Raw genomic sequence first — 24,030 nt, forward strand, 5'->3', positions numbered from 1 at the left:
GCGCTGGGTGCCGACCGACCGCTCGGTATGCGGTCCCTCACCTCCGGGCGCGCGATCAGCGCTCCCGCTGGTCCACGATCCGCCGCGCCTTGCCGACCGAGCGCTCCACACCGCCCTCCGCCAGCACCACCACCTGCGCGCTGGTGCCGATCCGGTCCTTGACCTGCTTGCCCAGCTCACCGGCCAGCCGCTCGCGGTCCTCGCTGCCCAGGCCCGGCTCGCCCTCGACGTTGATCGTCAGCTGGTCCATCCGTCCCGGCCTGGTCAGCACGCACTGGAAGTGCGGCGTCAGCCCTGGGGTCGCCAGCACGAGCTCCTCGATCTGGGTAGGGAAGACGTTGACGCCGCGGACGATCATGAGGTCGTCGCTGCGGCCGGTGATCTTGGCGAGCCGGCGCATACCGGGGCGGGCGGGCGGTGCCGGGGAGCAACCGGGTGAGGTCGCGCGTGCGGTAGCGCAGCACCGGCATCGCCTCTCGCGTCATCGCGGTGAGCACCAGCTCGCCCTCCTCCCCGTCGGGCAGCGGCTCCTCGGTGATCGGGTCGATGACCTCGGGGTAGAAGTGGTCCTCCCACAGCGTGAGGCCGTCCTTGGTCTCGACGCACTCCTGGGCCACGCCCGGGCCCATCATCTCGGACAGCCCGAAGATGTCCGTCGCGTGCATCCGGCAGCGCTGCTCGATCTCGCCACGCATCGCCTCGGTCCAGGGCTCGGCCCCGAAGACGCCGATCTGCAGCGAGGTCTCGGCCGGGTCGATGCCCTGCTCGGTCATCGCATCGACGAGGGAGAGGAAGTAGGACGGCGTCACCATGATGACGCGCGGCCCGAAGTCGGTGATGAGCTGGATCTGCTTGTCCGTCTGCCCACCGCTCATCGGGACGACGGTGCAGCCGAGCCGTTCGGCGCCGTAGTGGGCGCCCAGCCCGCCGGTGAAGAGGCCGTAGCCGTAGGCGACGTGCACCATGTCGCCCGGGCGGGTGCCGGCGGCGCGCAGGGAGCGGGCGACGAGGGTGGCCCAGGTGTCGACGTCGCCCTGGGTGTAACCCACCACGGTCGGTCGCCCGGTCGTCCCCGAGCTCGCGTGGACCCGGACGCACTGCTCGCGCGGGACGGCGAGCAGGCCGAACGGGTAGTTGTCGCGCAGGTCGGCCTTGGTCGTGAACGGCAGCCGCCGCACATCGTCGAGGCTCGTGATGTCGTCGGGGTGCACCTCGCGCTCGTCGAGCTGGCGGCGGTAGTGCTCCACCCCGTCGTACGCGCGGCGCAGGCAGGCCTGCAGCCGCTCCAGCTGGGTGGCGCGCAGCTGGTCGACCGACCAGGTCTCGGCCTCGTCGTGCAGGTCGGGGCGCTCGTCGATCTCGGGCAGGGTCATGCGCTCGCGTCTCCTTCGTCGCCGGTGCCCGCCAGGGTATGCCCTCGACCCCGGCCTCCGTGCCCGTCCGCGCCCCGTCTCCCCACCGAGCGCCGTGAATGGTTGCCCCCGGCCTCGACCGGGCGTCGCGAATGGTTGCTCCTGACCCCACCGGGCGTCGCGCATGGTTGCTCCTGACCCCACCGGGCGTCGCGCATGGTGGCTCTTACCTCGACCGGGCGTCGCTCGTGGTGGGGGTATGCCGTCCACCGGGCCGCCCTCAGCGCTCACCCGACGCCGGGCGCACCGCCCTGGAGTGGCCGCGGAACTCGGCGACGACGGCATTGTCGGTGGCCCGGCATACCGTGACGTCCGTGATCCCGCTGCGGCCGTAGGTGACGCGTTCGGTGGCGGTGGCGATCAGTTCGTCGTCGAGACGGGAGGGGAGGAGATAGGTGATGTCGCAGCTGGCCGCGACGGTCGTGCGGCCGGTCGCGTTGCAGGCGAGCGCGAAGGTGGAGTCGGCCAGGGTGAAGACGTAGCCCCCGTGGGCGATGTCGTGGCCGTTGACCATCGTGTCGACGATCCGCATGCGGGTGCGGGCCCGACCCAGGCGACGGCCTCCCTCGGTGGTCTCGACCTCGACGTCGACGAGCTCGATGCCGAGCGCGGCGGAGGCCCTGTCCTGGTCCCACATGCGGTGGACGTGGCTGAGATCGGTGTCGGTCACAGTGCCTCGCTCGGTCGGTAGCGGCCGCCGGGATAGAGCTCGTCGAGCTCGGCGAGCTGCCGGCGGACGGTGTCGGCGCCGATCTGCTCCAGCCAGGCGAACGGGCCGTGGGGGTAGTTGGTGCCGAGGGTCATGGCGGTGTCGACGTCCTCGGCGCTCGCCTCGCCCCGATGGACGAGGTCGACGCCCTCGTTGACGAGCATGGCCAGGGTGCGCGCGACCGGGTCGGTCTGCACCGGGCCGCCCACCAGCTGCTCGGCGAGCGCCGCGTCGGGCTCGGCGTCGACCGGCCGGCCGTCGGCATACTCGAAGACGCCGCGCCCGGTCTTGCGGCCGAGCCTGCCCTCGCGCACGAGATCGCGCTGCCAGTCGGTCGGAGCGTAGCGCGGGTCCTCGCCGGTCTGCCGCCACACGGACTCGCCGACGGCGAGGTTGACGTCCTGCCCGATGAGGTCGGTCAGCTCGAACGGCCCCATCCGGAAGCCGGCGCCGCGCAGCGCCAGATCGACCGTCGCCGGATCCACGAGCCCCTCGGCGACCATGCGCTGAGCCTCGCCGTAGAACGGGCGGGCGACGCGGTTGACGATGAACCCCGGCGTGGAGGTGCACCGCACCGGCATCTTGCCCCAGCGGCGCACCAGCTCCGAGGCCGCGTCGAGGACGTCGGCCCCCGAGTCGGCGCCCGTGATGACCTCGACGAGCCTCATCAGTGGCGGCGGGTTGAAGAAGTGCAGGCCGAGGACCCGCTCCGGGTGGGCCATGGCAGGCGAGGTGCCGCCGTGCAGCGCCGCGTCGTGCCCGAAGCCGGCCTCCCCGACGATGTCGTCGATCGACAGCGAGGAGGTGTTGGTCGCCAGGACCGTCGTGCTCGGCTGCGCGCTCTCCAGCTGGCGGAAGATCGCCCGCTTGACGTCCAGGTGCTCGACCACGGCCTCGATCACGAGCACCACCGCCGGGATGGTCCTCATGTCGGCGGTGGTGTGCGGCGTGACCCGCCCCAGGGTGGCGTCCGCGTCCTCCCGCGTGACCTTGCCCTTGGCGACGAGCTTGTCGAAGGTCGCCCGCAACCCTGCCACCGCGCGCTCGGCCGCCTCCGGCTGCGCGTCCACGAGGATCACGGGGTGGCCGGCCTGCGCCGCGACCTGCGCGATCCCGGCGCCCATCGCCCCGGCCCCGATGACGGCGACTGCAGTCTGGTCCGGAGGGCTGAGCAGGGCGTGCGGCGGCGTCGGCGACTCTGGCATGGGTCCACCATGGCACGAGCGGTCCGCCTGTGGACGACGGCGCCCGGGGGCGCCGCGTCGGCATACTGGCGTCATGGGAATGAACATGGGGCTGGTGTATGTCGAGGGCGCGGCGGTCGAGGACCTCGCGGCGGTGGGGCTGCGGCCGACCGGGGCCCGGACGAGCGGGGACGAGGCGAGCATCTCGCCCGACCCGGAGATGGTGGTCGCCCGCCGGGTCGGTGACTGGCTCGTCCTCGTCGGCGGGATGATGCTGCTCGCCACCGAGGACGAGATGCTCGCGCGCACGCTGGGCCGGCGGGTCGTGGCCGCGCTCCTCGGCAGCACGAGCGACACCTACTCCTTCGTCGTCTGCGAGCCGGACGGGGCGCGCCGGCACGTCGTGGACTCCGCGGGCCACCGCGAGGTCGACGAGGGGGCGGCGCTGCCCGCGGAGGACGGCGTCGAACTGCTCACCGAGGACACGGTGCTGGGGCTCCTGGGTGACGTCACCGGGGTCGAGATCTGGGACGCCTTCGTGGAGGAGGACTGGGAGGTCCTCGAGGGTGAAGGGGTCTTCGGGACCGAGATGATGTTCGACCAGGGCCTAGAGGGGGAGCCCGGCGTCGCCGCGCCGGGAACGGAGGCATACCCGAGCGCCGGCGAGCCGACCCATGAGGCCGGTGGTCACGTCGCGGAGGCGCAGGCGGAGGCATACCCGAACGCCGGCGAGCCGACCCATGACGCCGGCGACCGCACCTCCGAGGCTGCGCGCAAGGGGTTCTTCGCCCGCCTGTTCGGCCGCTGAGCGGGAGCTCGCGCCCGGGTCTTGACTCTCACACGGTGTCAGGATCTGGAGTGGGATCGCCATGTTGAGTATCGGAGAGTTCGCCAGGTTGGCCGGGGTGTCGGTGCGCATGCTGCGCCACTACGACCAGCTCGGTCTGCTGCGGCCGGATCGGGTGGACAGCCACAGCGGGTACCGCTCCTACGCCGCCGCCCAGCTCGCCCGCGCCAACCAGCTCATCGGCCTGAAAGACCTCGGGTTCACGCTCGAGCAGGTCGGTGTGCTGCTGGACGGCGAGCTGGCCGAGGGCGAGGTGGTCGCCCTCATGCGGGCCCGTCGTGATGCGCTGCGCGCGCAGATCGCGACGGACGAGCACCGGCTCGCGTCCATCGAGGCGAGGCTCCGATCGATCGCGAAGGAGAATCCCATGTCAGAGTTCGTCGAGACCTCGCTGCCCACGCTCACGCTGGTGCAGCGGTCGGTCCGCATCGAGGAGATGTCGCAGGTCGAGGAAGCCATGAGCGGGATGTTCCAGCAGGTCAACGACCTGCTGCGCGACACCCCGCGAGCCGGCCCCGGCGTCGCGACCTACACCCCGCAGGGAGAGGGCATGATCGCGGCGGCCGCCGAGCAGATCGGCGACGCGCCTGCCCCCGACGGCCTGGAGCGGGCCACGGTCGAGGCCCAGCCGCGGGCGCTCACCGTCCGCTACACCGGCGAAGACCTGTCCGGCATCCAGCGGGCCTGGCAGGGGCTCGTCGCCGAGGTCGAGGCCCGCGGCCTCACCCCGCACGGCACCTGCCGAGAGGTGTATGACGTCACGCCCTTCGACGGCGACGGCGCCGGTTGGTCGGTGGACCTGCAGCAGCCGGTCAACTGAGAGGCCCGCGCCAGAGCGTCCCCTGGGAGTCGTGACCGTTCCCGACTTCCACGGGACGCTCGCGCGGGGAGCCACAGCGACGACGCTCGCCCCTCGGCTCAGGCCCAGCGCGCTAGCGTCACCACCGTGGCCTACACCTTCACCGAGTCCGCCTCGCCGCTGGTCTCCGTCCTGTGGTGGGTCGAGGTGGAGGAGGACGCGACCTACACCGACGCGGCGAACGAGTTCTGGGGCATCGCGTTCAGCCGACGCCACGGGCATACCGACGTCGTCGCCACGCTCATCGGGCCCAGCACGCAGCCGCGGACCCTCGACCTGCGCGCAGGGGAGCGCGGCTGGGGCGTCGAGCTGCCCGCGCACGTCTTCCTCCGGCACGTCCCGAAGCTGTCGCTGCTCGGCGAGATGCGCGACCTGCCGTGCGACGGCGCGTTCGTCGAGATCGGTGGGGTCCGGCTGCCCGTCCCGGGGTATGCCGACACCCGCGCCCTGGAGGAGATGGTCACCCTGCTGCACCGTCAGGGCGTGCTCGTGACCGACGAGGCCATCGCGGCTGCGCTCGCGGGGGACGCCCCGGCCTACTCCGACCGGCAGCTGCGGCGCCGGTCCAGCGCGGCGGCGGGGATGGGACCGAAACAGCTGCAGCAGCTGGCGCGGGTGCGTGCTGCATACCGGCTCCTGCACGCAGGTCGGACCCTCGCCGAGGCCGCGGTGGAGGCGGGCTACAGCGACCAGGCGCACATGACCCGGGGGATGCGCGCGGTCGCCGGGACGAGCCCGGCCAGGATCCTCGCCGCCGACCTCGACTCCTTCGGCAGCCGGCCGGGTGAGGACGGCCGGATCGTTTCAATCGCCCGTAACCCTGCTGGCGGGAGGGTGGAGGCATGAACGAGGGAGAGGACAGGACGATGACCGACACCACCCACACCACGCCGCGCGACGCGGAGGGCGCGGCCCCGACCATTACTCAGGAGGTCCTCGACGACCTCGCCCAGCGGCTGGCCCGGACCCGCTGGAGCACGAGCCCCGCCCCGGTCAGGGGCATGTCGACCGCACGGCTCCAGGAGCTCGTCCGCTGCTGGCAGGAAGCCGACTGGCGCAGCACCGAGGCGTGGCTGGCCGACCACGGGTCGGCCCTGACCACGACCGCCGACGGCCGGGCGCTGCACTACCTGCACGTGCCGGGCGCGGGCGGGGCCGCCGGTGGCCTGCCGATCGCCCTCCTCCACGGCTGGCCGGACTCGCCGCTGTTCTACCGCCGCATGCTTCCGCTGCTCGTCGGGGCCGGGCACCCGGTGGTCGTCCCCTCGGCCATCCTGTGGCTCACCGGCAGGTCCCGCTCCTCGATCCGGCTCTACTCCGAGCCCGAGGTGAACTGGCATGCGGACGCCTGGGAGGAGCCGGCCGGTGACGGCGCGGGCTCGGCGGAGCAGTCCGCCTGGAGCGGCTCGGCCGGTGGCGAGGCGTGGAAACCCGCCAAGGTCGACGTGCCGACCGCCTTCGCCCTCTTCGGCGGTGACCTGATGATGCCGCCGCGCGAGCTGTGCGAGCGCTTCTTCGCCGTGGAGCGCTTCACCCTCTACCCGGAGGGCGGTCACTGGCCTGCGCTGGAGGAGCCGGAGCAGGTCGTCCGCGACCTGCTGGCCTTCGCCGACGGCAGGAGCTGAGCTCCCTCTCCGGGTCGCGACGGTCCCGTGGGAGTCGGGACCCTTCCCGACTCCCACGGGACCGTCGTGGGGCTGTGGACGACCGGGGCCACGGGAGGTCCACCTCTGTCAGGCTGGGGGCCGACGCACGAGCCGGGGGGCAGGTGCGGGCAGGGGGAGGCATGGCACGAGCGCCGAGCGCTGCGGCTCGCCGACGTGCCTGGCGCCACGAGGTCGCACGCCTGCTGGCGGACCGCCACTCCGGCGTCGTCCGACGCGCGGACCTGATCGCCGAGGGACTGACCGACGAGGACATCCGGGCCGAGGTCGATCGCGGGGTGTGGCACCGCGCCGGCTGCCACACCCTGTGCATCGCGGGCACCGAGCCGCGAGGCGAAGGGCTCCTCTGGTGGGCGTTGTGGGAGTCCGGCCCTCGTGCGGTGCTGGACGGCGCGACCTCCCTGGTGGTCTCCGGGCTGAAGCACTGGGAGGCGTCGCCCATCGACGTCTCGGTCCCGCGCAACGCCACCGTCCGCTCGTTGCCCGGCGTCCGGCACCACGTCCTGCGTGACCTCGGGCCGGCGATCCCCGTCGGGCTGAGGCGGACCAAGACCGACGTGGCGCTCCTGCGCGCCGCGCAGTGGGAGCGCACGGACCGGGCAGCCGCGACGCTGGTGGCGATGACGGTGCAGCAGCGTCTCGTGTCGACCAGCGCGCTGATGGACCGCTGGGGCGGGACGCGACGCTGCGCCCGACGGCAGCTGCTCGGTGCCGTGATCCGCGACGTCTGCGACGGCTCCCACTCGATCAACGAGCTGGACGTCGTCGCGGCGTGCAGGGCCCACGGCATACCTGCTCCGAGCCGGCAGAGCACCCGGACCGTCGGCGCGGGGCGGGTCTATCTCGATCTCTTCTGGGACGACTACGGCGTGCACGGCGAGATCCAGGGCGCCCACCACCAGTGGGGTCTGCACGGGGTCGACGACGCCGTGCGCGGCAACGCCCTCGCCATCGACCAGCGCGACCTCGTCTCGCTGCAGATCCCGGTCCTCGGCTGGCGGCTGGACCCCGCGGTCTTCCTCGACCAGATCGCCTCGGCGCTCCGACGCGGCGGGTGGGCCGGTTAGCGTCCCGTGGGAGTCGGCACCCTTCGCGACTTCCACGGGACGCAACCGCCCAGGTATGCCGCTGGGCAGGCCCGCGCGGGCGTCGTTACCCTGAGGTTCATGGCCACGACCGCGACGACGCACCCCCTGCTGGACACCCACCGCGAGACCCTGGAGGCGGCGACGCAGGCCCTGCGGGAGCGCAGCTACTACAGCCGCTACCCCGAGTCGCCGAGCCCCCGCGTCTACGGCGAGGGCTCCTCCGAGCGTGGCCAGCTCGCCCACCAGGAGACGCTCAACAAGGACTTCGACGGGCTCGCAGAGCAGCCCACGACCGGCCGCAGCGTCGGCTCGGAGAAGAGCCCCTACGGCCCGACCCTCGGGGTGCGCTACCCCGAGCTCGACGTCGAGGCCGCGATGACCGCGGCCCAGGAGGCGATGCCCGCCTGGCGCGACGCCGGCGCCGAGGTCCGCGCCGCGGTCCTCACCGAGGCCATCGAGCGGATCAACGCCCGCAGCCACGAGATGGCGCACGCGGTCATGCACACCTCGGGGCAGCCCTTCGTCATGTCCTTCCAGGCCGGCGGCCCGCACGCGCAGGACCGCGCGCTCGAGGCGGTCGTCGTCGCGCTCGAGGAGCAGCGGCGCGTCCCCGGCTCGGTGACCTGGGAGAAGCCGGCCAAGGGTGACCCGATCCGCATGCAGAAGGACTACCGCGTGGTGCCGCGCGGCGTGGCGCTGGTCATCGGCTGCAACACCTTCCCGACGTGGAACGCCTACCCCGGCATCTTCGCCAGCCTCGCCACCGGCAACCCGGTCGTCATCAAGCCGCACCCGCGCGCCGTCCTGCCGCTCGCGCTGACCACCCAGATCGCCCGCGAGACGCTCGCCGAGGCCGGCTTCGACCCGGCCTTGGTGCAGCTCGCGGCCGAGGACGACGGCGGCACGCTCGCCAAGGACCTCGCCCTGCACGACGCGGTCAAGATCATCGACTACACCGGCGGCCCCGGTTTCGGCCACTGGCTGGAGACCGAGGCGGCGGGCGCGGGCAAGCTCGTCTACACCGAGAAGGCCGGCCTCAACACCGTCGTCGTCGACTCCACCGACGACCTCAAGGGCATGCTCGGCAACCTCGCCTTCTCCTTCTCGCTCTACTCCGGGCAGATGTGCACCGCCCCGCAGAACGTCTACGTCCCGCCGACCGTCCGCACCGACGAGGGCGACCTGTCCGCCGGGGAGTTCGCCGACAAGCTCGGCCAGGCCATCAGCCGCTTCACCGCTGACGACGCCAAAGCGGTCGAGATCCTCGGCGCCACGGTCAACGACGACGTCCGCGGCCGCGCGACCGACATCCCCGCCCTGGCCGACCGCCTCGGCGGCGACGTCGTCCTCGACAGCCGCGCGGTCGCCCACCCCGCCTACCCCGACGCCGTGGTGCGCACCCCCGCCCTGGTGGGGGTCGACGCGACCAACGACCAGGCATACACGCAGGAGTGCTTCGGCCCGGTCGCCTTCGTCGTCCGCACCGAGGACACCGCCGACTCGCTGCGCCGCTTCTCGCGGACCGTCGCCGAGCACGGCGGCATGACCGCGGCGGTGTATGCCACCGACGAGGAGGTCCTGGACGACGCGCGGGAGGCCGCCGCGGACGCCGGGGTGGCGCTGTCGGAGAACCTCACCGGCCAGATCTTCGTCAACCAGACGGCCGCCTTCTCCGACTTCCACGGCACCGGCGCCAACCCCGCGGCCAACGCCGCCTACGCGGATGCCGCCTTCGTCGCCAACCGGTTCCGGGTCATCACCAGCCGGCGCCACGTCTGAGGCCCGAGGGTATGCCCGCACCCGATTACCCGCCCGCCGCACCTGACGGTGGTGCACCGGCGGCCCCGGTCGCCCCGCACGAGGAGGCCGAGCCCGCCGCGATCCGGCTGCGGGCCGTGGCCGACGGGGTGGTCGCGCTGGCGGGCCTGTCCGGGCTGCGCGGCCGGGACCCCGAGACCGCGGTGGCCGCGGTGGGCCGGCTGGTCGAGGAGGCCTTCGCCGCGGGACGGCAGCGGGTCGAGGCCGAGGTGCGCACCGACGACGCCGACACGCGGCGGGTGCTGCAGCGGGCCGGGCTGCGGCCCGAGGGGGTCAGTCGCGGGCGCGGGAGCACGGCCGAGGGCATACCCGTCGACCTGCTGCGGCTGGCGCGGCTCGCGGACGACCCCGCACCCGGCGAGCCGGGCGCCTTCCTCGGCATGCTCGACGCCACCCTCCCGCGCAAGCGGCTCATCGCCCAGGGGCTGCTGCGCGACGACGCGGGGCGGGTGCTGCTGTGCGAGCTGACCTACAAGCAGGACTGGGACCTGCCCGGCGGCGTGGTCGACCCCGACGAGTCGCCGCGCGCCACCCTGGCCCGGGAGATCCGTGAGGAGCTGGGGCTGGAGCTCCCGGTCGGTGACCTGCTCGCGGTCAACTGGCTGCCGCGCTACAAGCAGTGGACCGACGCGCTGCTGCTGGTCTTCGACCTCGGGGTCCGGCCCGGCGTGACCGACGAGGCGGTCCTGCAGCGCACCGAGCTGCGGGCTTTGCACTGGGTCGAGCCGCGGCACCTCGAGGGCCGCGTCGCGCCCTACGTCGCCCGCCACCTGGCCTCGATCGGGTCCGGTGAGGCGGCCGGGCTGGTGCTGGAGGACGGCATACCGACGCAGGAGTGAGGCTGGCAGGATGCCGTCATGAGACTCCGTGACGTCCAGACCGCCCGCACCACCACCGCCGTCCGCGAGGCCGGTGACCCCGGCTCGCCGACCGTCGTGCTCATCCACGGCAACGTGTCGTCGTCGGCCTTCTTCGACGTGCTCATCGAGGAGCTCGCCGCCGACTTCCACGTGCTCGCGCCCGACTTCCGGGGGTATGGCGACTCCGCCCGGGCCACGATCGACGCCACCCGGGGCATGGCGGACCTGTCCGACGACGTCGCGGCGGTCCTCGACACGTTGGGCGTGGAGGGGGCGGTAGACGTGCTGGGCTGGTCGGCGGGCGGCAACGTCGCGCTCCAGCTGGCGATGGACCACCCGGGCCGGGTGCGGCGGCTGGTGCTGGAGGCGCCGGGCAGCCCGTTCGGCTTCGGCGGCAGCACCGGCGAGGACGGTCGCCCGGTCGCCGACGACTTCGCCGGGAGCGGCGGCGGCACCGCCAACCCGCAGTTCTGCGCGGCGCTCGCGGCGGGGGACCGCGGCGAGGAGCCGACGAGCCCGCGCACGACGCTGCGTTCGTTCTATGTCGCGCCCGGCTTCACCTTCGCGCCCGAGGCGGAGGAGGCATACCTCGACGCGATGCTGAAGACGACGGTGGGCGACGACGTCTACCCGGGCGACACCGCGACCAGCGACAACTGGCCGGGCGTGGCGCCGGGGACGACGGGGATGAACAACGCGCTGTCGCCGAAGTACCTCGACCAGTCCGGCTTCGCCGACCTCGACCCGGCGCCGCCGGTGCTGTGGATCCGCGGCGACGCTGACCAGATCGTGTCCGACACCTCGATGTTCGACCTGGCCCAGCTCGGCAAGCTCGGCGCGGTCCCGGGCTACCCCGGCGAGGAGGTCTGCCCGACCCAGCCGATGGTGAGCCAGATGCGGGCGGTACTGCAGGCGGCCGGCGAGTTCACCGAGGTGGTCTACGAGGGCTGCGGCCACAGTCCGCACCTGGAGCAGCCGGAGCGCTTCGTCGACGAGGTCCGCGCCTTCCTCCAGGCCTGAGGGCCGACCGGCCGCACACCGCGCGGCCGGTCAGGACGCGGTCGGCAGCGGCGTGGCCAGCGCGGCGTCGAGGGCGATCGTGATCATGTCGCCGAAGGTCTGCTCGCGCTCCTGGGCGCTCGTCTCCTCGCCGGTGACGATGTGGTCGGACACGGTGCAGATCGCGAGCGCCTGCCGACCGTGCTGCGCGGCGAGGGTGTAGATCTCGGCAGCCTCCATCTCGACCGCGACGACGCCGTACTCCACGACCTTCTGGGTCAGCTCGGGACGGGAGTGATAGAAGCTGTCCGAGGAGAAGACGGTCCCGACCAGATGCGGCGCGTCGGCCGCCTCCGCCGCCTCGACGGCCGCCCGCAGCAGCGCGAAGTCGGCGGTCGCCGGGTAGTGGTAGCCGCTGAAGCGCAGGCTGTTCATGGAGCTGTCGGTCGCCGCGGCCTGGGCGAGGACGACGTCGCGGACCTTCAGCCCCTCGGTGAGCGCCCCGCAGGAGCCGACGCGGACGAGCTGCTGCACGGCATACTCCCTGATCAGCTCGTTGACGTAGATCGACGCGGACGGCTGCCCCATGCCGGTGCCCTGCACCGAGACCTGCTCGCCGCGGTAGGTGCCGGTGAAGCCGAGCATGCCGCGCACCTCGGTGTAGCAGACGGCGTCCTCCAGGAAGTTCTCGGCGATCCAGCGCGCCCGCAGCGGGTCGCCGGGCAGGAGGACACGGGGGGCGATCTGGCCGGGCTCGGCGGCGATGTGGGTGCTCACCGCGCCAGGGTATGCGCTCGCGCCTCTCACCGTCCCCTCATCCGGCTCTCACCCTGCTCTCCTGCGCGGCTGATGGGCTGCGCGGGCGAGAACGAGCCCGAACCGCAGCGCGGTCCGGGCCACGACCGGGGCAACAACGCGCCGGCCCCACAGAGTCGCTCACCGGGCACCGCTGGACATCCACCTGCATCGGCGGCCCTCGCCAGTCCGCGGGGCCGGCGGCCGGGTGCTAGCCGCGCTCAGCGAGCACTGGTCCTCGCACGACGTGGGCGAAAGTCCAGATCAGCCTGTGGTTCCCTTCCGCTGCCGTAGGGTTCGGACCCTGATGAGTGAACCAAGAGCCGCACCGAAGGTACACCAGGTGGCGAAACTCCACGCCATGGCTATAACTAGTTCGGGGAAGATGGGTCGCATTGGAATGTCAGATGGGGGAATGACGCTGCCTTGCGTAGCTATTACCCCGCACGCAATGACCAAACCCAATCCAGCCACTAAAGACCACAGGAAAGGTCCCGCTAGCCGCGTACTTGACATACCGACGATGCCGCACAACAAGGCACCTAGAGACAAACCGCCAGCCAGAGCAACCAAAGATGGGCGGCCATCCACGTTCGCCCATCTGTATAGGTACTCAGCCGCCCCTACGGCGACGATGACACTTAGGCCAAGGAAGACCTGCATCCCTGCACCCAGGCCGCGACCAGTTATCTGCTCTTGAGTGTCAGATCGAACGGTGGCGCTCATTCGCACAACCCAACTCGATCGCTACTTCCATATCGGTACAGCCCGCTGAGCGCGTAGTATTCACGTGAATCCCCACATGTGTAGGAGACGTTAATCCACTTCGTTCCGCCGGGATAGACGTAACCCGAGTCGTCATCTCTTGTGGGGTGGTAGGAACAACCGACCCACCTACACTCCTTTAAAGACATAGAAATGTCATTACGGTTACACGCAGGAGATAAGGTCTTGTAACCACTAGCGGCAACATACTCTGTGTCAGGAGCGGAACTACCGCGCACCATTTGAGGATGTCCCGCCCACTCGGTGACGCGACACCCAGACGAAGTGTTCGCTGTGGTCGTGCTGACATCGTTTGTCCCCGTCAGCAGAGAAGTAGTCTCAATGCCGGTAAAGGTAACATACTCACCGATGTCTTCATCATAGACCTTCTCGGTCACTTCTTCGGTCGAGATTACCGTTTCGATGTTCTCCGTAGTATTGCCCTCCGCGGCCGACACCGCCGGCCCTGCGAGGCCTGACACTGCGAATAGCGGCAGCGCGATCACAACGCCCAATCGCCTGCTCATGGCATCCCCTTGCACTTCGGTAAATAGCGTACGCAAATCACGCTAACATCAGCATGAGCACCTCGCCAGTGCTCGCGTTACACCCCCTGAAAGTGCGCTCACCACGCCCGGTGTCAATCACGCCTTGGCTTGCGTCGACTTCGCCCGCTTAGATGAGTTGCAACTAGCTCGTGTCATGAGCCATCGGCTCGCCGTATTGTCCCTTCTAACCTAGGACTCCGATACGAGCAGCAGGCGCGGCGGATGGTGGACCGGCTCGTCGCTGTGCTCGGCGAGGCCTGAGCAGGGTCGCCTCGATCCGGTCGGCCGCCGCCTGCGGGCCGCGCTCGGCCCGGACGCGTGCCCCGATCAGCGCCGCCTGGCGTCGTGTCCCGCTGTCGCCGACCGCACGGAAGGCGCCGCGCAGGGTGTCGACGGAGGTGCGCCCCACCGGCACCGGAGGCGCGGCCACGCCGATCTCGTGCGCCCGCCGGGCGAAGAACGGCTGGTCCAGCGCGAAGGGCACGACGACCTGCGGCACACCGGAGCGGGTGGCCTCCGCTGTCGTGCCGGCCCCGCCGTGGTGCGCGATCGCGGACATCCGGGGGAAGAGCAGGTCGTGCGGCGCGCCGTCGACGAAGGTGACGCGCTCGTCATACCTCTCCTCGAGCCCGGTGCCGCGCAGCGCGACCACGCGGTGCCCGGCGGCGAGCGCGCCCTCGATCGTGTGCCGCAGAGCCTCCTGCGTCTGGCGCAGGCTCTGGCTGCCGAAGCCGGCGTAGACCGGCGGCGGACCCGCTGCGAGGAAGCGCTCGAGGCCGGCGTCGAGGGTCGTGCCGGGCGGCGAGTCGCGGAAGGGGTAGCCGGTCAGCACGATCCGGCGGCCGCTGACCCGGCGCGGCGCGACGAGAGCGGGGAGTGCGCGATGAGGGCGGGGACGGTGAGGGTATGCCGTGCCGCCCGCAGGCCCCTGCCGCGGGGGACACCGTGGTCGGCCAGGGCGTCGGCGACGGGGGAGCCCATCGCCATGCCGGGGCCGAGCGCGCGCAGGCCGTCGAGGAGGTTGCGCGGGGAGCGGCCCGCGCGGGTGGCGAACATGCTGGCGTCGCCCCAGACCGACGGCAGGGCGGGGACGAAGAGCATGAGCACCTGCGGGCGCGGGTCGTGCGCGGAGAGCTGCCCGGCCCAGGGGAACGTCAGGGCGGTGGAGACGACGGCGTCGTAGCGCGGCCAGAGGTCGACGAGGGCGCGAGCGAGCTCGGGTGCCATCGCCTCGGCCTGGTGGCGCAGCGCGCCGACCTGGCGCCCGATGCTCGCGCCGGCCATGCGCTCGGCGACGGTGCCCTCGCGGTAGATCCGCATGGCGTCGACGCGGATCTCCTCGACGGCCAGCCCGGCGTCGCGGAGGGTGGGGGCGAAGTCGCTCGACGCCGTGACCCCGACGTCGTGCCCGCGCGCCTGCAGCTCCCGGGCCACCGCGAGGACGGGCTGGTAGTCGCCCCGGCTGCCCCCGGCCAGCATCGCGATGCGCATACCTCCATGGTGCCTCGGGTGCGGTGAGCGTCACCGGCCGGCTCCGTGGACACGCAACGCGCCCAGAACTGATCTGTGCTCTGACTCGCGCCGACGGCGCTCGAAGGTCGATGACTTGGCACATCGGCAATGCAGATCGAGCACGTTCGTATTCGTTCGTAATACAATTCATGGGTGTGCGAGCCGTTCGATCTCGAAGCGCTGGATGAGGACGCGCCCTTCGAGGTCGACCAGCAGGCCGCTCACCTGTTCAAGCATCCGCATCTGGGATTGGACGACGTGATCGACGTGTGGGACGCCGATCCGATGTTCTACCCGGCCAAGCCGCCGGCCCATTGGCTGATGATCGCCGAGGTCGACGGGCGAGTGCTCGTCGTGCCATTGGCGCCCTCCCGATCGGGCGATGCGCGCGCGTGTCGACCGATCGGCTGCTACGAGGCGACTTCGGGCCTCGCCGCGACCTACCGAAGGGACCGAGATGAACACTGACCAGAACGACAGGATGAGTCCAGAGCAGGAGCATGCGTTCTACGCCGAGCCGGAGAATCAAGAGCCCCAGGGCCCGCCACAGCGCCGCAAGCGCCCTCTGAGTGCGCCGGTGCCCGTGCGCTTCCCCGCTGACCTGCTCGAGGAGGTGAAGCGCGCGGCCGAATCCGACGACCGTTCGGTCTCAGCCTGGATCCGCCGTGCCGTCGAGCACGAGCTTGCTCGACCAGCCTGAGGCGCCGACGGCGGTCACACTGGTGGGTATGACAAAGGGCAAGGCCGGGGAGCTTGCGCCGCACGCGCCGGCGCTCACCGGTCGCGCCGCGCTCGCCCAGCGCTGGAGCCGCGCGGTCTTCGTGCACTGGCGGGTGGACCCCGAGCGCGTCCGCCCGCTCATGCCCGAGGGCGTCGAGCCGGACGTCCTCGACGGGTCGGCGTGGGTCGCCCTGGTGCCCTTCACGCTCTCGGAGTTCCGCTTCCTGCCGTTCGCGCCCATCCCCTACCTCGGCACCTTCCACGAGATCAACGTCCGCACCTACGGCATCGACGCTCAGGGCCGTCGCGGCGTCGTTTTCCAGACCCTGGAGGCCGAGCACGCGCTCCCCGTGCTCGCCGCGCACGTCCTCTTCGGGCTGCCCTACCGCTGGTCCCAGATCGGTATGCACGAAGACCCGACCGCGCGGGTGCGCGAGTTCCGGTCGCGTCGCCGCGGCGTGGCGCGCCGCTCGAGCTCGCCGCGTACCCGGATCCGCGTGGCAATCGGCGACCAGCTGGTCGACACCGCGCTCTCCCGGTTCCTCACGGCCCGGTGGGGCTTCCACGAGCGCCATGTCGGCCGCACGATCTGGACCGCCAACGAGCACCCGCCGTGGCCGCTGGCGCAGGCCGAGCTGCTCGACCTCGACGACGACCTGCTCGCCGGCGCCGGCTTCCCCGACCTCGCCGCACGGCCACCCGACTCGGTCCTCGCGATGCCCTTCGACCACCCGGGCTTCATCACCCGCTTCGGGGGCGCCCGCCGGATCTGAGGGGCGGGGCATACCCGTTGGGACCCGCCTCAGAAGCCCCGCCCGGGCGTCAGGATGCCCTGCGGGTCGAGGGCGCTCTTGATCGCGGCCTGCACCTGCCGTGCGGTGTCGTCGAGCTGCCACGACAGCTCGTGCAGCTTGAGCGAGCCGATCCCGTGCTCGCCGGTGACGGTCCCGCCGAGCGACAGCGCGAGCCGGGTGATGTCGTGGATGACGGCCTCGGCGGCCGCGTGGTCCTCGGGGGTGTCGTCGGCCTGCACGCTGGGGTGGAGGTTGCCGTCGCCGGCGTGCGCGACCGTCGACACCACACGCCCGTGGTCGCGGGCGATCTCCTCGATGCCCGCGAAGACCGCGGCCAGCTCGCTCAGCGGGACGCCGACGTCGCAGGAGACCCGGAGGCCGCGCGCGGACAGTGCCGGGTTGGCCAGCCGCCGCGCCTCGATCAGCGCGTCGGAGTCGGCGATCTCGTCGTCGGTCGCGCCGTGCTGCCGGCAGATCTCGACGATCGCCTCGGCGAGGCCCTGGGCGTGCGGTCCGACGGTCTGCCCGACGAGGACCGCCGCGCCGGGCACGGTGAGCCCGCTGGGCTGGTAGGCCTCGATGATCTCCACGCTGGGGGCGTCGAGCAGCTCGAGCACCTCGGGCGGGTCGGGCAGCGCGCCGATCGCGGTGACGGCGCGGCCCGCGTCGGTCATCCGGTCGAAGGAGACCCGGAAGGTGCAGGGGTCGCCCTCCGGCACCGGCTTGAGCCGCACGGTAGCGGCGGTGATGACCCCGAGGGTGCCCTCGGAGCCGGTGAACAGGCTGGTCAGGTCGAGCCCGGCGACGTTCTTGCGGGTGCGCGCGCCGGTCTGCAGCACCCGCCCGTCGGCGAGCACCACCTCCAGCGCGGCCACCGAGTCGGCGGTCACCCCGTGCGCGACGCACCGCAGCCCGCCGGCGTTGGTGGCGATGTTGCCGCCGATGGTGCTGGTGCGGGCGCTGGCGGGGTCGGGCGGGAAGAACAGCCCGTGCCGGCCCGCGGCGGCGTCCAGGTCGGCGGTGATGACGCCCGCCTCGACGTCAGCGAGCCGGTTGACCTCGTCGATGTGGCGGATCCGGTTCATCCGCGCCAGCGACAGGACCAGCCCGCCCGCATAGGCGACGGCACCACCGGACAGGCCCGTGCCGGCGCCGCGCACCGACACCCGGACCCCGTTCGCGTATGCCCAGGCCAGGGTCGCCGAGACGTCCGCGGTGCTCTCGGCGTGGACGACGGCCACGGGCATACCCTCGGGCTGCGCCCGCGAGCTGTCGCCGGCGTAGCGCTCCAGCTCCTCCGGGTCGCGGCTGAGCCGGTCACCGAGCACCCCGGCCAGGTCGGAGGCGACGGTCATCGGTGTTCTCCTCGTCGACGGTCGTTGTCCCTCCGATCATCGCCGATCCGCCACGCGGGAGGCGGACCGAGGGTCCGCCGACGCGGTCGTCCGCCTAGGCTGACGACCGATCACCGACGTCCAGGTCATCTGTGGAGGAAGCGTATGTGCCGCGTGCTCGCGTTCATCGGGCCGGAGACCCCGCTGGAGAATCTGCTGCTCACGCCGGAGAACAGCCTGGTCAACCAGGCCCTCGACCCGGAGAGCCACCCGGAGCTGCAGCTGGCCGGCTGGGGGTTCGGCGCGTGGGGCGAGCACCTGGCACACCCGGAGAAGCCCTTCATCTACCGCCGGCCGATGGCCGCGTTCTACGACGACAACCTGGAGCGCATCGTTCCGAGCCTGCGTGCCAGCACGATGCTGGCCCACGTGCGTGCCGCCGCCTACGACGCGAAGGTCGTGCTGGCCGACGAGAACTGTCACCCGTTCTCCTTCGAGGGGACGCGCTGGATCGTCGCGCAGAACGGCTACCTGCCGGGCTGGCAGATCCTGCAGCGTGAGCTGCTGCAGCACTGCAAGGACGAATACCTCAAGCAGATGGCGGGCTCGACGGACACCGAGTTCATCTACGTGCTGCTGCTCTCGCTGCTCGAGGGCGACAGTGACGAGGACGTGCAGCGTGCGGTCGAGGAGCTGATCCGTCTGGTCGCCGGTGCGATGGACAAGCTCGACCTGCCGGGCCTGACCAAGCTCAAGCTGGCGCTGGTGTCGCAGGACCGCATCATCGGCGTCAACGCCGGCCTCGGGCTGCAGGGGGAGAGCGACCCGACCGGCGACTGGCGGGAGCTGCGCAAGTCGGAGCCGGGCACCGACGACTTCAGCCTCTCGATGCTGCTGGAGCCGCTCTACTTCCTCATGGGGCGCAAGTTCGAGGAGGACACGAGCACGTATGCCTTCGAGCAGTGCGCCGAGGACGAGGCGACCGGTGTGATCTTCGCCTCCGAGGCGCTCACCGAGGACACCGACGGCTGGTCGCAGCTCGACTTCGGCCACATCGTCTTCCTGCGCAACGAGGGCGGGCGGGTGACCAAAAAGGTCGAGGCGCTCTCGGTATAGCGGGGTCCGGCCCGCAGCCGACCGGCGGCCAGCCCTCGGTGACCGCCGCCGTAGACTCCGGCGGATGAGCGATCCCGCGCCCTACCCCACGATGGAGGACACCATCGGCGGCACCCCGCTGGTGCGGCTGCAGCGCCTCCCGGGGCCGGACAACGAACGCCGCGGCAACGTGCTGCTCGCCAAGCTCGAGGGCAACAACCCGGCCGGCTCGGTGAAGGACCGGCCGGCGATCAGCATGATCCGGGGCGCCGAGGCGCGGGGGGAGATCTCGCCCGGCGACACCCTGCTGGAGGCGACGTCCGGCAACACCGGGATCGGCCTGGCGATGGCGGCCGCGATCAGCGGCTACCCGCTGGTCATCGTCATGCCCGAGGACGCCTCGATCGAGCGGATCCAGACGATGAAGGCATACGGGGCCGAGCTCGTGCTCACCCCGGCGGACGGCGGCATGGAAGAGGCCCGCGACGTCGTGACGCGGATGGGACAGGAGGGGAGGGGCCGGGTCCTGGACCAGTTCGGCAACCCGGACAACCCTCGCGCCCACGAGGACGGCACCGGGCCGGAGCTGTGGCGGCAGACCGACGGACGGATCACGCACTTCGTGTCCGCGATGGGCACCACCGGCACCATCACCGGCGTCTCGCGCTTCCTCAAGTCGCGCGACCCCGGCGTCCAGATCGTCGGAGCGCAGCCCGCGGAGGGCTCGCGGATCCCCGGGATCCGCGCCTGGCCGCCGGAGTACGTGCCGAGGATCTTCGACCCCTCGGCGGTGGACCGGACGTGGAGGTCGCTCAGCCCGACGCCGAGGAGACGGCCCGCCGGATGGCCCGCGAGGAGGGCATCTTCGGCGGCATCTCCGCGGGTGGCGCCTGCTGGGCCGCCCTGCAGGTGGCCGAGGAGGTCGAGGGGGCGACGATCGTCTTCGTGGTCTGCGACCGCGGCGACCGCTACCTCTCCAGCGGGGTCTTCCCCGCCTGAGATGTGTGCCGAGCCGCGGGCCGTGAGGCTCCCACGGCGTCAAGAGGAGGGTGGTCCCGAGGGGTTGGACCGGGGATACTGACAGCGCGACCCTTCTGGTCACAGCTACGTGGGGCCAGTCGTCTCGCTCGTCCTCGCCTGGCTGGTGCCCGGCGACGCCCGGTGGCCGCCCTTCGTCGCCGTGACGTGGGCCTTCCACAGCGCCGTCGACCGCCTGCTGGGGTATGGACTCAAGTTCACCGACAGCTTCGCCCACACCCATCTCGGCGAGATCGGGAAGAAGCCCTGAGCTCGCGGCGGGGCGTGCTGCGGCACGGGCGCAGCAGTTGGATGAGCGCTACCGTCGGCTCATGGAGACGGTAGGACTTCGTGAGTTGAAGCAGGACGCTCTTGGTCTCTTGCGACGTGTGGAACGAGGGGAGGAGATCGTGGTCACCGTCTCCGGTCGACCCAGTGCCAGACTCGTGCCGGCCCGACAGAGTCGGCGGCTCCTCTGGGAAGACGTCGTTGACTTGTTCGCCGGCGCCCCTGATGCTCAATGGGCGGCTGACCGGGAGTGGCGCCCCAAGATCAGTGGCAAACAGGCTCATCGACAGCGGTCCGATTGATCAGACGTCCTGCTGAAGAATGCGTGCCAGATGCTCATGCAGCCGGTCGGCGTCCTCGGACCCCTTCCCCGTGAGCGCGATCTCCTGGTTGGAGTGACTCCACCCCTCAGTGGAGAGTGTGGCCAAGCGGGCTTCGACGTCGATGTACACCCAATAGTCGATGCACGGTGCGGGCCACTGGTCACCGTATGACTCGACGATCCCACTGTCCGGGTAAAGCTCCGCAAACTGGATGGGGTCCGCCTCCCAGAGCATGTCGCCGACGACTCCGATCACCGGCTGCGTGGGGGAGGAGCGGGAGAACCCAGCATTGGTCGAGGTGAAGAGACTGTCCAGTCGATGGCAGACGATCGGTGACCACTCTGGCTCGAACTCTTCCGTCACCTCATCCAACGTACAAGAGTGTGCAGGTAGCGGCACGGCTGCCCGTCGCGGAGCAGCCCCACACCCGGCCAAGTGGCAGTAGCGGTCTGTCCAATTGGGAGAACCGGGGGTGGTGTAATCACGTCATGCGCATCTTCTTCACCGGGGGCAGCGGCAAGGCCGGCAAGCACGTCGCGACCTACCTGGCCGAGCAGGGTCATCAGGTCACCAACGCCGACCTCGTCCCCCTGGAGCATCCGGACGTCGCCGACCTGCGGGTCGACCTCACCGACGCCGGTGAGACCTACTCGGCGCTGGCGGGGGCGGCGACGATGGACGAGCTGGAGCTGGAGAAGAAGCCTGCCTATGACGCGGTCGTCCACTTCGCGGCGGTGCCGGCGATCCTGATCGCCTCCGATGCCCGCACCTACGCGACGAACGTGCTGAGCACCTACAACGTGCTGGAGGCCGCGACACGGCTGGGTGTCCGCAAGATCGTGTTCGCCTCCTCGGAGACGACCTACGGGATCTGCTTCGCTCAGGGCGAGCGGCGACCGCAGTACGTACCGGTCGACGAGGACCACCCGACGGTGCCGGAGGACTCCTACGCCATGTCGAAGGTGGCCAACGAGGTGACGGCCCGCTCCTTCCAGGCTCGCACCGGTGCCGACGTGTACGGCCTGCGCATCAACAACGTCATCGAGCCGCACGAGTACGCCGAGATGTTCCCCGACTTCCTCGACGACCCGTCGCTGAGGCGGCGCAACATCTTCGCTTACATCGACACCCGCGACCTCGGCCAGATGGTGCAGCGGTGTCTGGAGGTCGATGGGCTCGGCTACGAGGTCTTCAACGTCGCCAACGCGGACATGTCCGTCGCCCTGACCACCCAGGAGGTCCGGGAGCGCTTCTACGACGGGGTTGAACTGAAGCGTGAGATGGGCCCGGACGAGACCTTCTACTCCATCGACAGGGCCCGCGAGCTGCTTGGATACGAGCCGCAGCACTCGTGGCGCGACGTCCTGTCAGATCCTCGGCCAGAGGCCTGACCCAGGCGCACCGACCGCGACGGTATGCCCCCCCGGCCCGGCGTCGACTCGCTCGATGCGGGATGAGGGCGACGTCCGGTGCATCTACGATGCGCATAGGCGGGGCGACGAACAGCGGATTATCCAGGCCTTCTGTGACTTCATGAGTGCACGGGGGTGGTCGGTCTCGCGGGAGGTCGACCACGTCGACGTGGTGGCTGAGAAGGATGGACTGAAGGTGCTGGCGGAGGCCAAGGGGCGCACAGCTGCGATCGGTTTGGACGTTGACACGATGTTCGGTCAGCTATTGCGACGCATGCCGTCGACAGGGCGGAGCGAGGGGATGCGATTTGCGGTCGTGGTGCCGACAGCTGCTGTGAGCGCAGTCCGACGCGTCCCTGCCTGGGTGCTTGAGGAACTGCAGATCGACGTATACGTCGTCGGCGACGACGGGTCAGTCGCCGCTCGCTAGCGTCACTTGAGGCGGCAGTGGCCTGCGTCATTGATGATCGTTAGACCGGGCCGCGACAGCGAACCCGCCGGTCAGGAGCAATGCCACGCCGGTGAGTGCGCACACCCTGCCCGCGCCGGCAGTGCTCATGTCGTCTCCGTCTGCTGTGGCCCGGTCGGTGCTGTAGATGGCGGCGAGGCCGAGCGCGAGAACGATCGGGAGCAGGATGTAGAGAAGACTCTGGTAGAGCCAGGCGTACGGGACGAAGTGCACTGCTCCGGCGAGGGAGAAGAAGAGCGGAACCAGGGTGTAGCGACCTCGCACCGTCAGCACGATCAGCAGCGGCAGCACGAGGAGCTGAGACACGGAGATCAGGATCCCTAGCCGGCTGATGAGCTCGCCACCTGGTCTTGCCTCGAACATCCCTAGCCAGGCCGAGATGCCGAGTGCGACGGGTAGGGCAACCATCCCTTGGAACAGGGTGGCCGTCACTGCCCACTTGGGCTCGGTGGCGCGCCACATGGCGGCGCAGACCAGCCAGGTCGTGCCGTACGCGAGGAGGAAGACCGCCCCCTGGTAGTTGCTTCGTGCGAGCTCAACCAGGGCGTCCTCGAGGCCAGACATGGCACGAGTATTGCCGAACAGGGGAGGGGGGTGGGCGTCCAGCGCGGCAGTAGCGTGCGGACCACGCTCAGTGCGGCATGACCGGATGGTTGATGGGGCGTTGCGAGGTTGCCGCGACGGTGGTGTCGCACAGTCAGTGAAGAGGCGGCGGCGCGCGAAGCGTGCCTCGCCTCTGCTGCCATAAAGCTGTTGGAGACGAGAAGGACCTGCGGCACCATCTGGCCCGTGGACTTCGACGACTTCGTACGCGCCAGCAACCAAGGGGTTGACCCAGCTGTGTACGAGATCGAGAACGCAGCGATCGATCGGCATGGTGTGCTCTGGGCTGCCTTGAAAGACCAGGCACCCTGGCGAGGCCGCGTCCTGCTCGACCTGGGTTGCGGCTCAGGGTTCTGGCTACCCCGGTACCGCGACGCGGGAGAGGTCATCGGGGTGGAGCCGGACGTCAATCTTCTTGACCTCGCACGCGCTCGCCGGGCACCCGCGCGAGTGCTGCACGGCTCGGCCGAACACATCCCGCTGCCCGACGGCTCCGTCGATGTTGTTCACGCCCGGTTCGCCTACTTCTTCCCCCACCCGAGTTTCGATCCCACACCCGGACTTGTCGAAGTCTCCAGGGTCCTCCGACCAGGTGGCCGCCTTGTGGTGATCGACAATGACACCGAGGCAGGAGAGTTTGCCGCACTCCTGAAGGCTAGCCCTTGGGCAGCGACTCAAGGCCGGGACACTTACGCCCGTGACTGGTGGGCTGACAAAGGCGCCAGGACGACTCCCGTCATGAGCAGCTGGGAGTTTGATACCCGCACGGACCTCGAGGCAGTTCTGCGCTTGGAGTTTCCAGAGGCGCTCGCAGAGACATGGCTAGGCAGGCACCCGGACCGAACGGCTCTGTCCTACGGAAACCTCATACACACATGGCCGCCTGACTGAGTGCCAACCGGAGGGGGCGGTGGG

The 24,030-nt window shown here is 70.8% G+C and carries 26 protein-coding genes and 1 pseudogene; 18 read left to right on the plus strand and 9 right to left on the minus strand.

Features of this window, described 5'->3' with window-relative positions; genetic code table 11:
- Window positions 1–55 precede the first annotated feature (55 nt).
- The 3 genes and pseudogenes from paaK to FU792_RS01125 all read right to left on the minus strand — a co-directional run bounded on the left by paaK (window position 56) and on the right by FU792_RS01125 (window position 3,326).
- Window positions 56–1,373, minus strand: a pseudogene (gene paaK / locus FU792_RS01115) (phenylacetate--CoA ligase PaaK).
- A gap of 259 nt (window positions 1,374–1,632) precedes the next feature.
- A complete protein-coding gene (locus tag FU792_RS01120) occupies window positions 1,633–2,082 on the minus strand; it encodes a hotdog fold thioesterase (RefSeq protein ID WP_022923253.1) in 450 nt (149 codons plus the stop codon).
- Entirely contained in the window at window positions 2,079–3,326 is a 1,248-nt protein-coding gene (locus tag FU792_RS01125) for a 3-hydroxyacyl-CoA dehydrogenase NAD-binding domain-containing protein (protein ID WP_022923252.1), read from the minus strand. The genes FU792_RS01120 and FU792_RS01125 overlap by 4 nt, the downstream gene beginning before the upstream one ends.
- 73 nt (window positions 3,327–3,399) lie before the next feature.
- Between FU792_RS01125 and FU792_RS01130 the strand changes: the two genes are divergently transcribed.
- The 8 genes from FU792_RS01130 to FU792_RS01165 all read left to right on the plus strand — a co-directional run bounded on the left by FU792_RS01130 (window position 3,400) and on the right by FU792_RS01165 (window position 11,461).
- Entirely contained in the window at window positions 3,400–4,113 is a 714-nt protein-coding gene (locus tag FU792_RS01130) for a hypothetical protein (protein ID WP_149814473.1), read from the plus strand.
- Between the two features lie 64 nt (window positions 4,114–4,177).
- Window positions 4,178–4,972, plus strand: coding sequence for a MerR family transcriptional regulator (locus tag FU792_RS01135; protein ID WP_202804696.1), 795 nt, complete (start codon window positions 4,178–4,180; stop codon window positions 4,970–4,972).
- A gap of 126 nt (window positions 4,973–5,098) precedes the next feature.
- Window positions 5,099–5,857, plus strand: a complete 759-nt coding sequence (locus FU792_RS17105) for a helix-turn-helix domain-containing protein (protein WP_149814474.1) — start codon at window positions 5,099–5,101, stop codon at window positions 5,855–5,857.
- 20 nt (window positions 5,858–5,877) lie between these two features.
- Window positions 5,878–6,636 carry an epoxide hydrolase family protein gene (locus FU792_RS01145; protein ID WP_022923248.1) on the plus strand — a complete coding sequence of 253 codons (759 nt, stop codon included), beginning with the start codon at window positions 5,878–5,880 and terminating at the stop codon, window positions 6,634–6,636.
- Between the two features lie 161 nt (window positions 6,637–6,797).
- Window positions 6,798–7,742 (plus strand): hypothetical protein, encoded by a 945-nt coding sequence (locus tag FU792_RS01150; protein ID WP_022923247.1) that lies wholly within the window; start codon window positions 6,798–6,800, stop codon window positions 7,740–7,742.
- Window positions 7,743–7,841: 99 nt separating this feature from the next.
- Window positions 7,842–9,542: a phenylacetic acid degradation protein PaaN gene (gene paaN, locus FU792_RS01155; RefSeq protein WP_022923246.1), complete on the plus strand. Its 1,701-nt coding sequence runs from the start codon at window positions 7,842–7,844 to the stop codon at window positions 9,540–9,542.
- Between the two features lie 11 nt (window positions 9,543–9,553).
- A complete protein-coding gene (locus tag FU792_RS17580) occupies window positions 9,554–10,420 on the plus strand; it encodes an NUDIX hydrolase (RefSeq protein WP_022923245.1) in 867 nt (288 codons plus the stop codon).
- 18 nt (window positions 10,421–10,438) lie between these two features.
- Window positions 10,439–11,461: an alpha/beta fold hydrolase gene (locus FU792_RS01165; protein WP_022923244.1), complete on the plus strand. Its 1,023-nt coding sequence runs from the start codon at window positions 10,439–10,441 to the stop codon at window positions 11,459–11,461.
- Between the two features lie 30 nt (window positions 11,462–11,491).
- On the opposite strand, the gene deoD is transcribed toward FU792_RS01165, so the two are convergent.
- The 3 genes from deoD to FU792_RS01180 all read right to left on the minus strand — a co-directional run bounded on the left by deoD (window position 11,492) and on the right by FU792_RS01180 (window position 15,039).
- Entirely contained in the window at window positions 11,492–12,217 is a 726-nt protein-coding gene (gene deoD / locus FU792_RS01170) for a purine-nucleoside phosphorylase (protein ID WP_022923243.1), read from the minus strand.
- A gap of 1,515 nt (window positions 12,218–13,732) precedes the next feature.
- Entirely contained in the window at window positions 13,733–14,380 is a 648-nt protein-coding gene (locus FU792_RS01175; protein WP_149814475.1) for a glycosyltransferase, read from the minus strand.
- On the minus strand, window positions 14,374–15,039 hold the full coding sequence (locus FU792_RS01180) for a glycosyltransferase (RefSeq protein ID WP_149814476.1): 666 nt from the start codon (window positions 15,037–15,039) through the stop codon (window positions 14,374–14,376). Before FU792_RS01180 ends, FU792_RS01175 begins: the two co-directional genes overlap by 7 nt.
- A gap of 174 nt (window positions 15,040–15,213) precedes the next feature.
- Between FU792_RS01180 and FU792_RS01185 the strand changes: the two genes are divergently transcribed.
- Genes FU792_RS01185 through FU792_RS01195 form a run of 3 tightly spaced genes read left to right on the plus strand, consistent with a single transcriptional unit; the run spans window position 15,214 to window position 16,553 of the window.
- Complete coding sequence (locus FU792_RS01185; protein ID WP_022923241.1) at window positions 15,214–15,528, plus strand: hypothetical protein; 315 nt, start codon at window positions 15,214–15,216, stop codon at window positions 15,526–15,528.
- Window positions 15,518–15,760, plus strand: a complete 243-nt coding sequence (locus FU792_RS01190) for a YlcI/YnfO family protein (RefSeq protein ID WP_022923240.1) — start codon at window positions 15,518–15,520, stop codon at window positions 15,758–15,760. The genes FU792_RS01185 and FU792_RS01190 overlap by 11 nt, the downstream gene beginning before the upstream one ends.
- A gap of 28 nt (window positions 15,761–15,788) precedes the next feature.
- The gene (locus tag FU792_RS01195; RefSeq protein WP_022923239.1) at window positions 15,789–16,553 is read left to right on the plus strand and encodes a YqjF family protein; all 765 of its coding nucleotides are present in this window, start codon (window positions 15,789–15,791) and stop codon (window positions 16,551–16,553) included.
- 29 nt (window positions 16,554–16,582) lie between these two features.
- Here the strand turns inward: FU792_RS01195 and FU792_RS01200 are convergent, their stop codons facing one another.
- The gene (locus FU792_RS01200; RefSeq protein ID WP_022923238.1) at window positions 16,583–17,929 is read right to left on the minus strand and encodes an FAD-binding oxidoreductase; all 1,347 of its coding nucleotides are present in this window, start codon (window positions 17,927–17,929) and stop codon (window positions 16,583–16,585) included.
- A gap of 144 nt (window positions 17,930–18,073) precedes the next feature.
- On the opposite strand from FU792_RS01200, the gene FU792_RS01205 reads away from it, so the two are divergent.
- From FU792_RS01205 to FU792_RS01220, 4 genes are all read left to right on the plus strand, one after another.
- The gene (locus FU792_RS01205; RefSeq protein WP_022923237.1) at window positions 18,074–19,024 is read left to right on the plus strand and encodes a class II glutamine amidotransferase; all 951 of its coding nucleotides are present in this window, start codon (window positions 18,074–18,076) and stop codon (window positions 19,022–19,024) included.
- Between the two features lie 64 nt (window positions 19,025–19,088).
- Complete coding sequence (locus FU792_RS01210) at window positions 19,089–20,084, plus strand: pyridoxal-phosphate dependent enzyme (protein ID WP_238706021.1); 996 nt, start codon at window positions 19,089–19,091, stop codon at window positions 20,082–20,084.
- Window positions 20,085–20,111: 27 nt separating this feature from the next.
- Window positions 20,112–20,291 (plus strand): DUF4260 family protein, encoded by a 180-nt coding sequence (locus FU792_RS01215; RefSeq protein ID WP_022923235.1) that lies wholly within the window; start codon window positions 20,112–20,114, stop codon window positions 20,289–20,291.
- A gap of 61 nt (window positions 20,292–20,352) precedes the next feature.
- Window positions 20,353–20,610, plus strand: a complete 258-nt coding sequence (locus FU792_RS01220; RefSeq protein WP_084484950.1) for a type II toxin-antitoxin system Phd/YefM family antitoxin — start codon at window positions 20,353–20,355, stop codon at window positions 20,608–20,610.
- Here FU792_RS01220 and FU792_RS01225 read toward each other — a convergent pair whose 3' ends face one another.
- A complete protein-coding gene (locus FU792_RS01225; protein ID WP_149814477.1) occupies window positions 20,611–21,003 on the minus strand; it encodes a hypothetical protein in 393 nt (130 codons plus the stop codon).
- 116 nt (window positions 21,004–21,119) lie between these two features.
- On the opposite strand from FU792_RS01225, the gene FU792_RS01230 reads away from it, so the two are divergent.
- Both FU792_RS01230 and FU792_RS01235 read left to right on the plus strand, forming a co-directional pair.
- Window positions 21,120–22,022, plus strand: a complete 903-nt coding sequence (locus FU792_RS01230; RefSeq protein WP_022923233.1) for an NAD-dependent epimerase/dehydratase family protein — start codon at window positions 21,120–21,122, stop codon at window positions 22,020–22,022.
- A 55-nt stretch (window positions 22,023–22,077) separates the two neighbouring features.
- Window positions 22,078–22,473, plus strand: coding sequence for a hypothetical protein (locus tag FU792_RS01235; RefSeq protein ID WP_022923232.1), 396 nt, complete (start codon window positions 22,078–22,080; stop codon window positions 22,471–22,473).
- Between the two features lie 27 nt (window positions 22,474–22,500).
- Here the strand turns inward: FU792_RS01235 and FU792_RS01240 are convergent, their stop codons facing one another.
- Entirely contained in the window at window positions 22,501–23,076 is a 576-nt protein-coding gene (locus tag FU792_RS01240) for a DUF7010 family protein (RefSeq protein ID WP_149814478.1), read from the minus strand.
- Between the two features lie 225 nt (window positions 23,077–23,301).
- Between FU792_RS01240 and FU792_RS01245 the strand changes: the two genes are divergently transcribed.
- Window positions 23,302–24,006, plus strand: coding sequence for a class I SAM-dependent methyltransferase (locus tag FU792_RS01245; protein WP_022923230.1), 705 nt, complete (start codon window positions 23,302–23,304; stop codon window positions 24,004–24,006).
- The last annotated feature ends 24 nt before the right edge of the window (window positions 24,007–24,030 follow it).

This window comes from Serinicoccus marinus DSM 15273 (assembly GCF_008386315.1).
Lineage (GTDB): Bacteria > Actinomycetota > Actinomycetes > Actinomycetales > Dermatophilaceae > Ornithinicoccus > Ornithinicoccus marinus.

Coding starts and splice junctions, on each gene's coding strand:
- FU792_RS01210 (WP_238706021.1), top strand. CDS start 19,089: ATGAGCGATCCCGCGCCCTACCCCACGATGGAGGACACCATCGGCGGC.
- FU792_RS01220 (WP_084484950.1), top strand. CDS start 20,353: ATGGAGACGGTAGGACTTCGTGAGTTGAAGCAGGACGCTCTTGGTCTC.
- FU792_RS01230 (WP_022923233.1), top strand. CDS start 21,120: ATGCGCATCTTCTTCACCGGGGGCAGCGGCAAGGCCGGCAAGCACGTC.
- FU792_RS01165 (WP_022923244.1), top strand. CDS start 10,439: ATGAGACTCCGTGACGTCCAGACCGCCCGCACCACCACCGCCGTCCGC.
- FU792_RS17580 (WP_022923245.1), top strand. CDS start 9,554: ATGCCCGCACCCGATTACCCGCCCGCCGCACCTGACGGTGGTGCACCG.
- FU792_RS01195 (WP_022923239.1), top strand. CDS start 15,789: ATGACAAAGGGCAAGGCCGGGGAGCTTGCGCCGCACGCGCCGGCGCTC.
- FU792_RS01150 (WP_022923247.1), top strand. CDS start 6,798: ATGGCACGAGCGCCGAGCGCTGCGGCTCGCCGACGTGCCTGGCGCCAC.
- FU792_RS01130 (WP_149814473.1), top strand. CDS start 3,400: ATGGGAATGAACATGGGGCTGGTGTATGTCGAGGGCGCGGCGGTCGAG.
- paaN (WP_022923246.1), top strand. CDS start 7,842: ATGGCCACGACCGCGACGACGCACCCCCTGCTGGACACCCACCGCGAG.
- FU792_RS01240 (WP_149814478.1), bottom strand. CDS start 23,076: ATGTCTGGCCTCGAGGACGCCCTGGTTGAGCTCGCACGAAGCAACTAC.
- FU792_RS01190 (WP_022923240.1), top strand. CDS start 15,518: ATGAACACTGACCAGAACGACAGGATGAGTCCAGAGCAGGAGCATGCG.
- FU792_RS01200 (WP_022923238.1), bottom strand. CDS start 17,929: ATGACCGTCGCCTCCGACCTGGCCGGGGTGCTCGGTGACCGGCTCAGC.
- FU792_RS01180 (WP_149814476.1), bottom strand. CDS start 15,039: ATGCGCATCGCGATGCTGGCCGGGGGCAGCCGGGGCGACTACCAGCCC.
- FU792_RS01235 (WP_022923232.1), top strand. CDS start 22,078: ATGCGGGATGAGGGCGACGTCCGGTGCATCTACGATGCGCATAGGCGG.
- FU792_RS01125 (WP_022923252.1), bottom strand. CDS start 3,326: ATGCCAGAGTCGCCGACGCCGCCGCACGCCCTGCTCAGCCCTCCGGAC.
- FU792_RS01205 (WP_022923237.1), top strand. CDS start 18,074: ATGTGCCGCGTGCTCGCGTTCATCGGGCCGGAGACCCCGCTGGAGAAT.
- FU792_RS01145 (WP_022923248.1), top strand. CDS start 5,878: ATGACCGACACCACCCACACCACGCCGCGCGACGCGGAGGGCGCGGCC.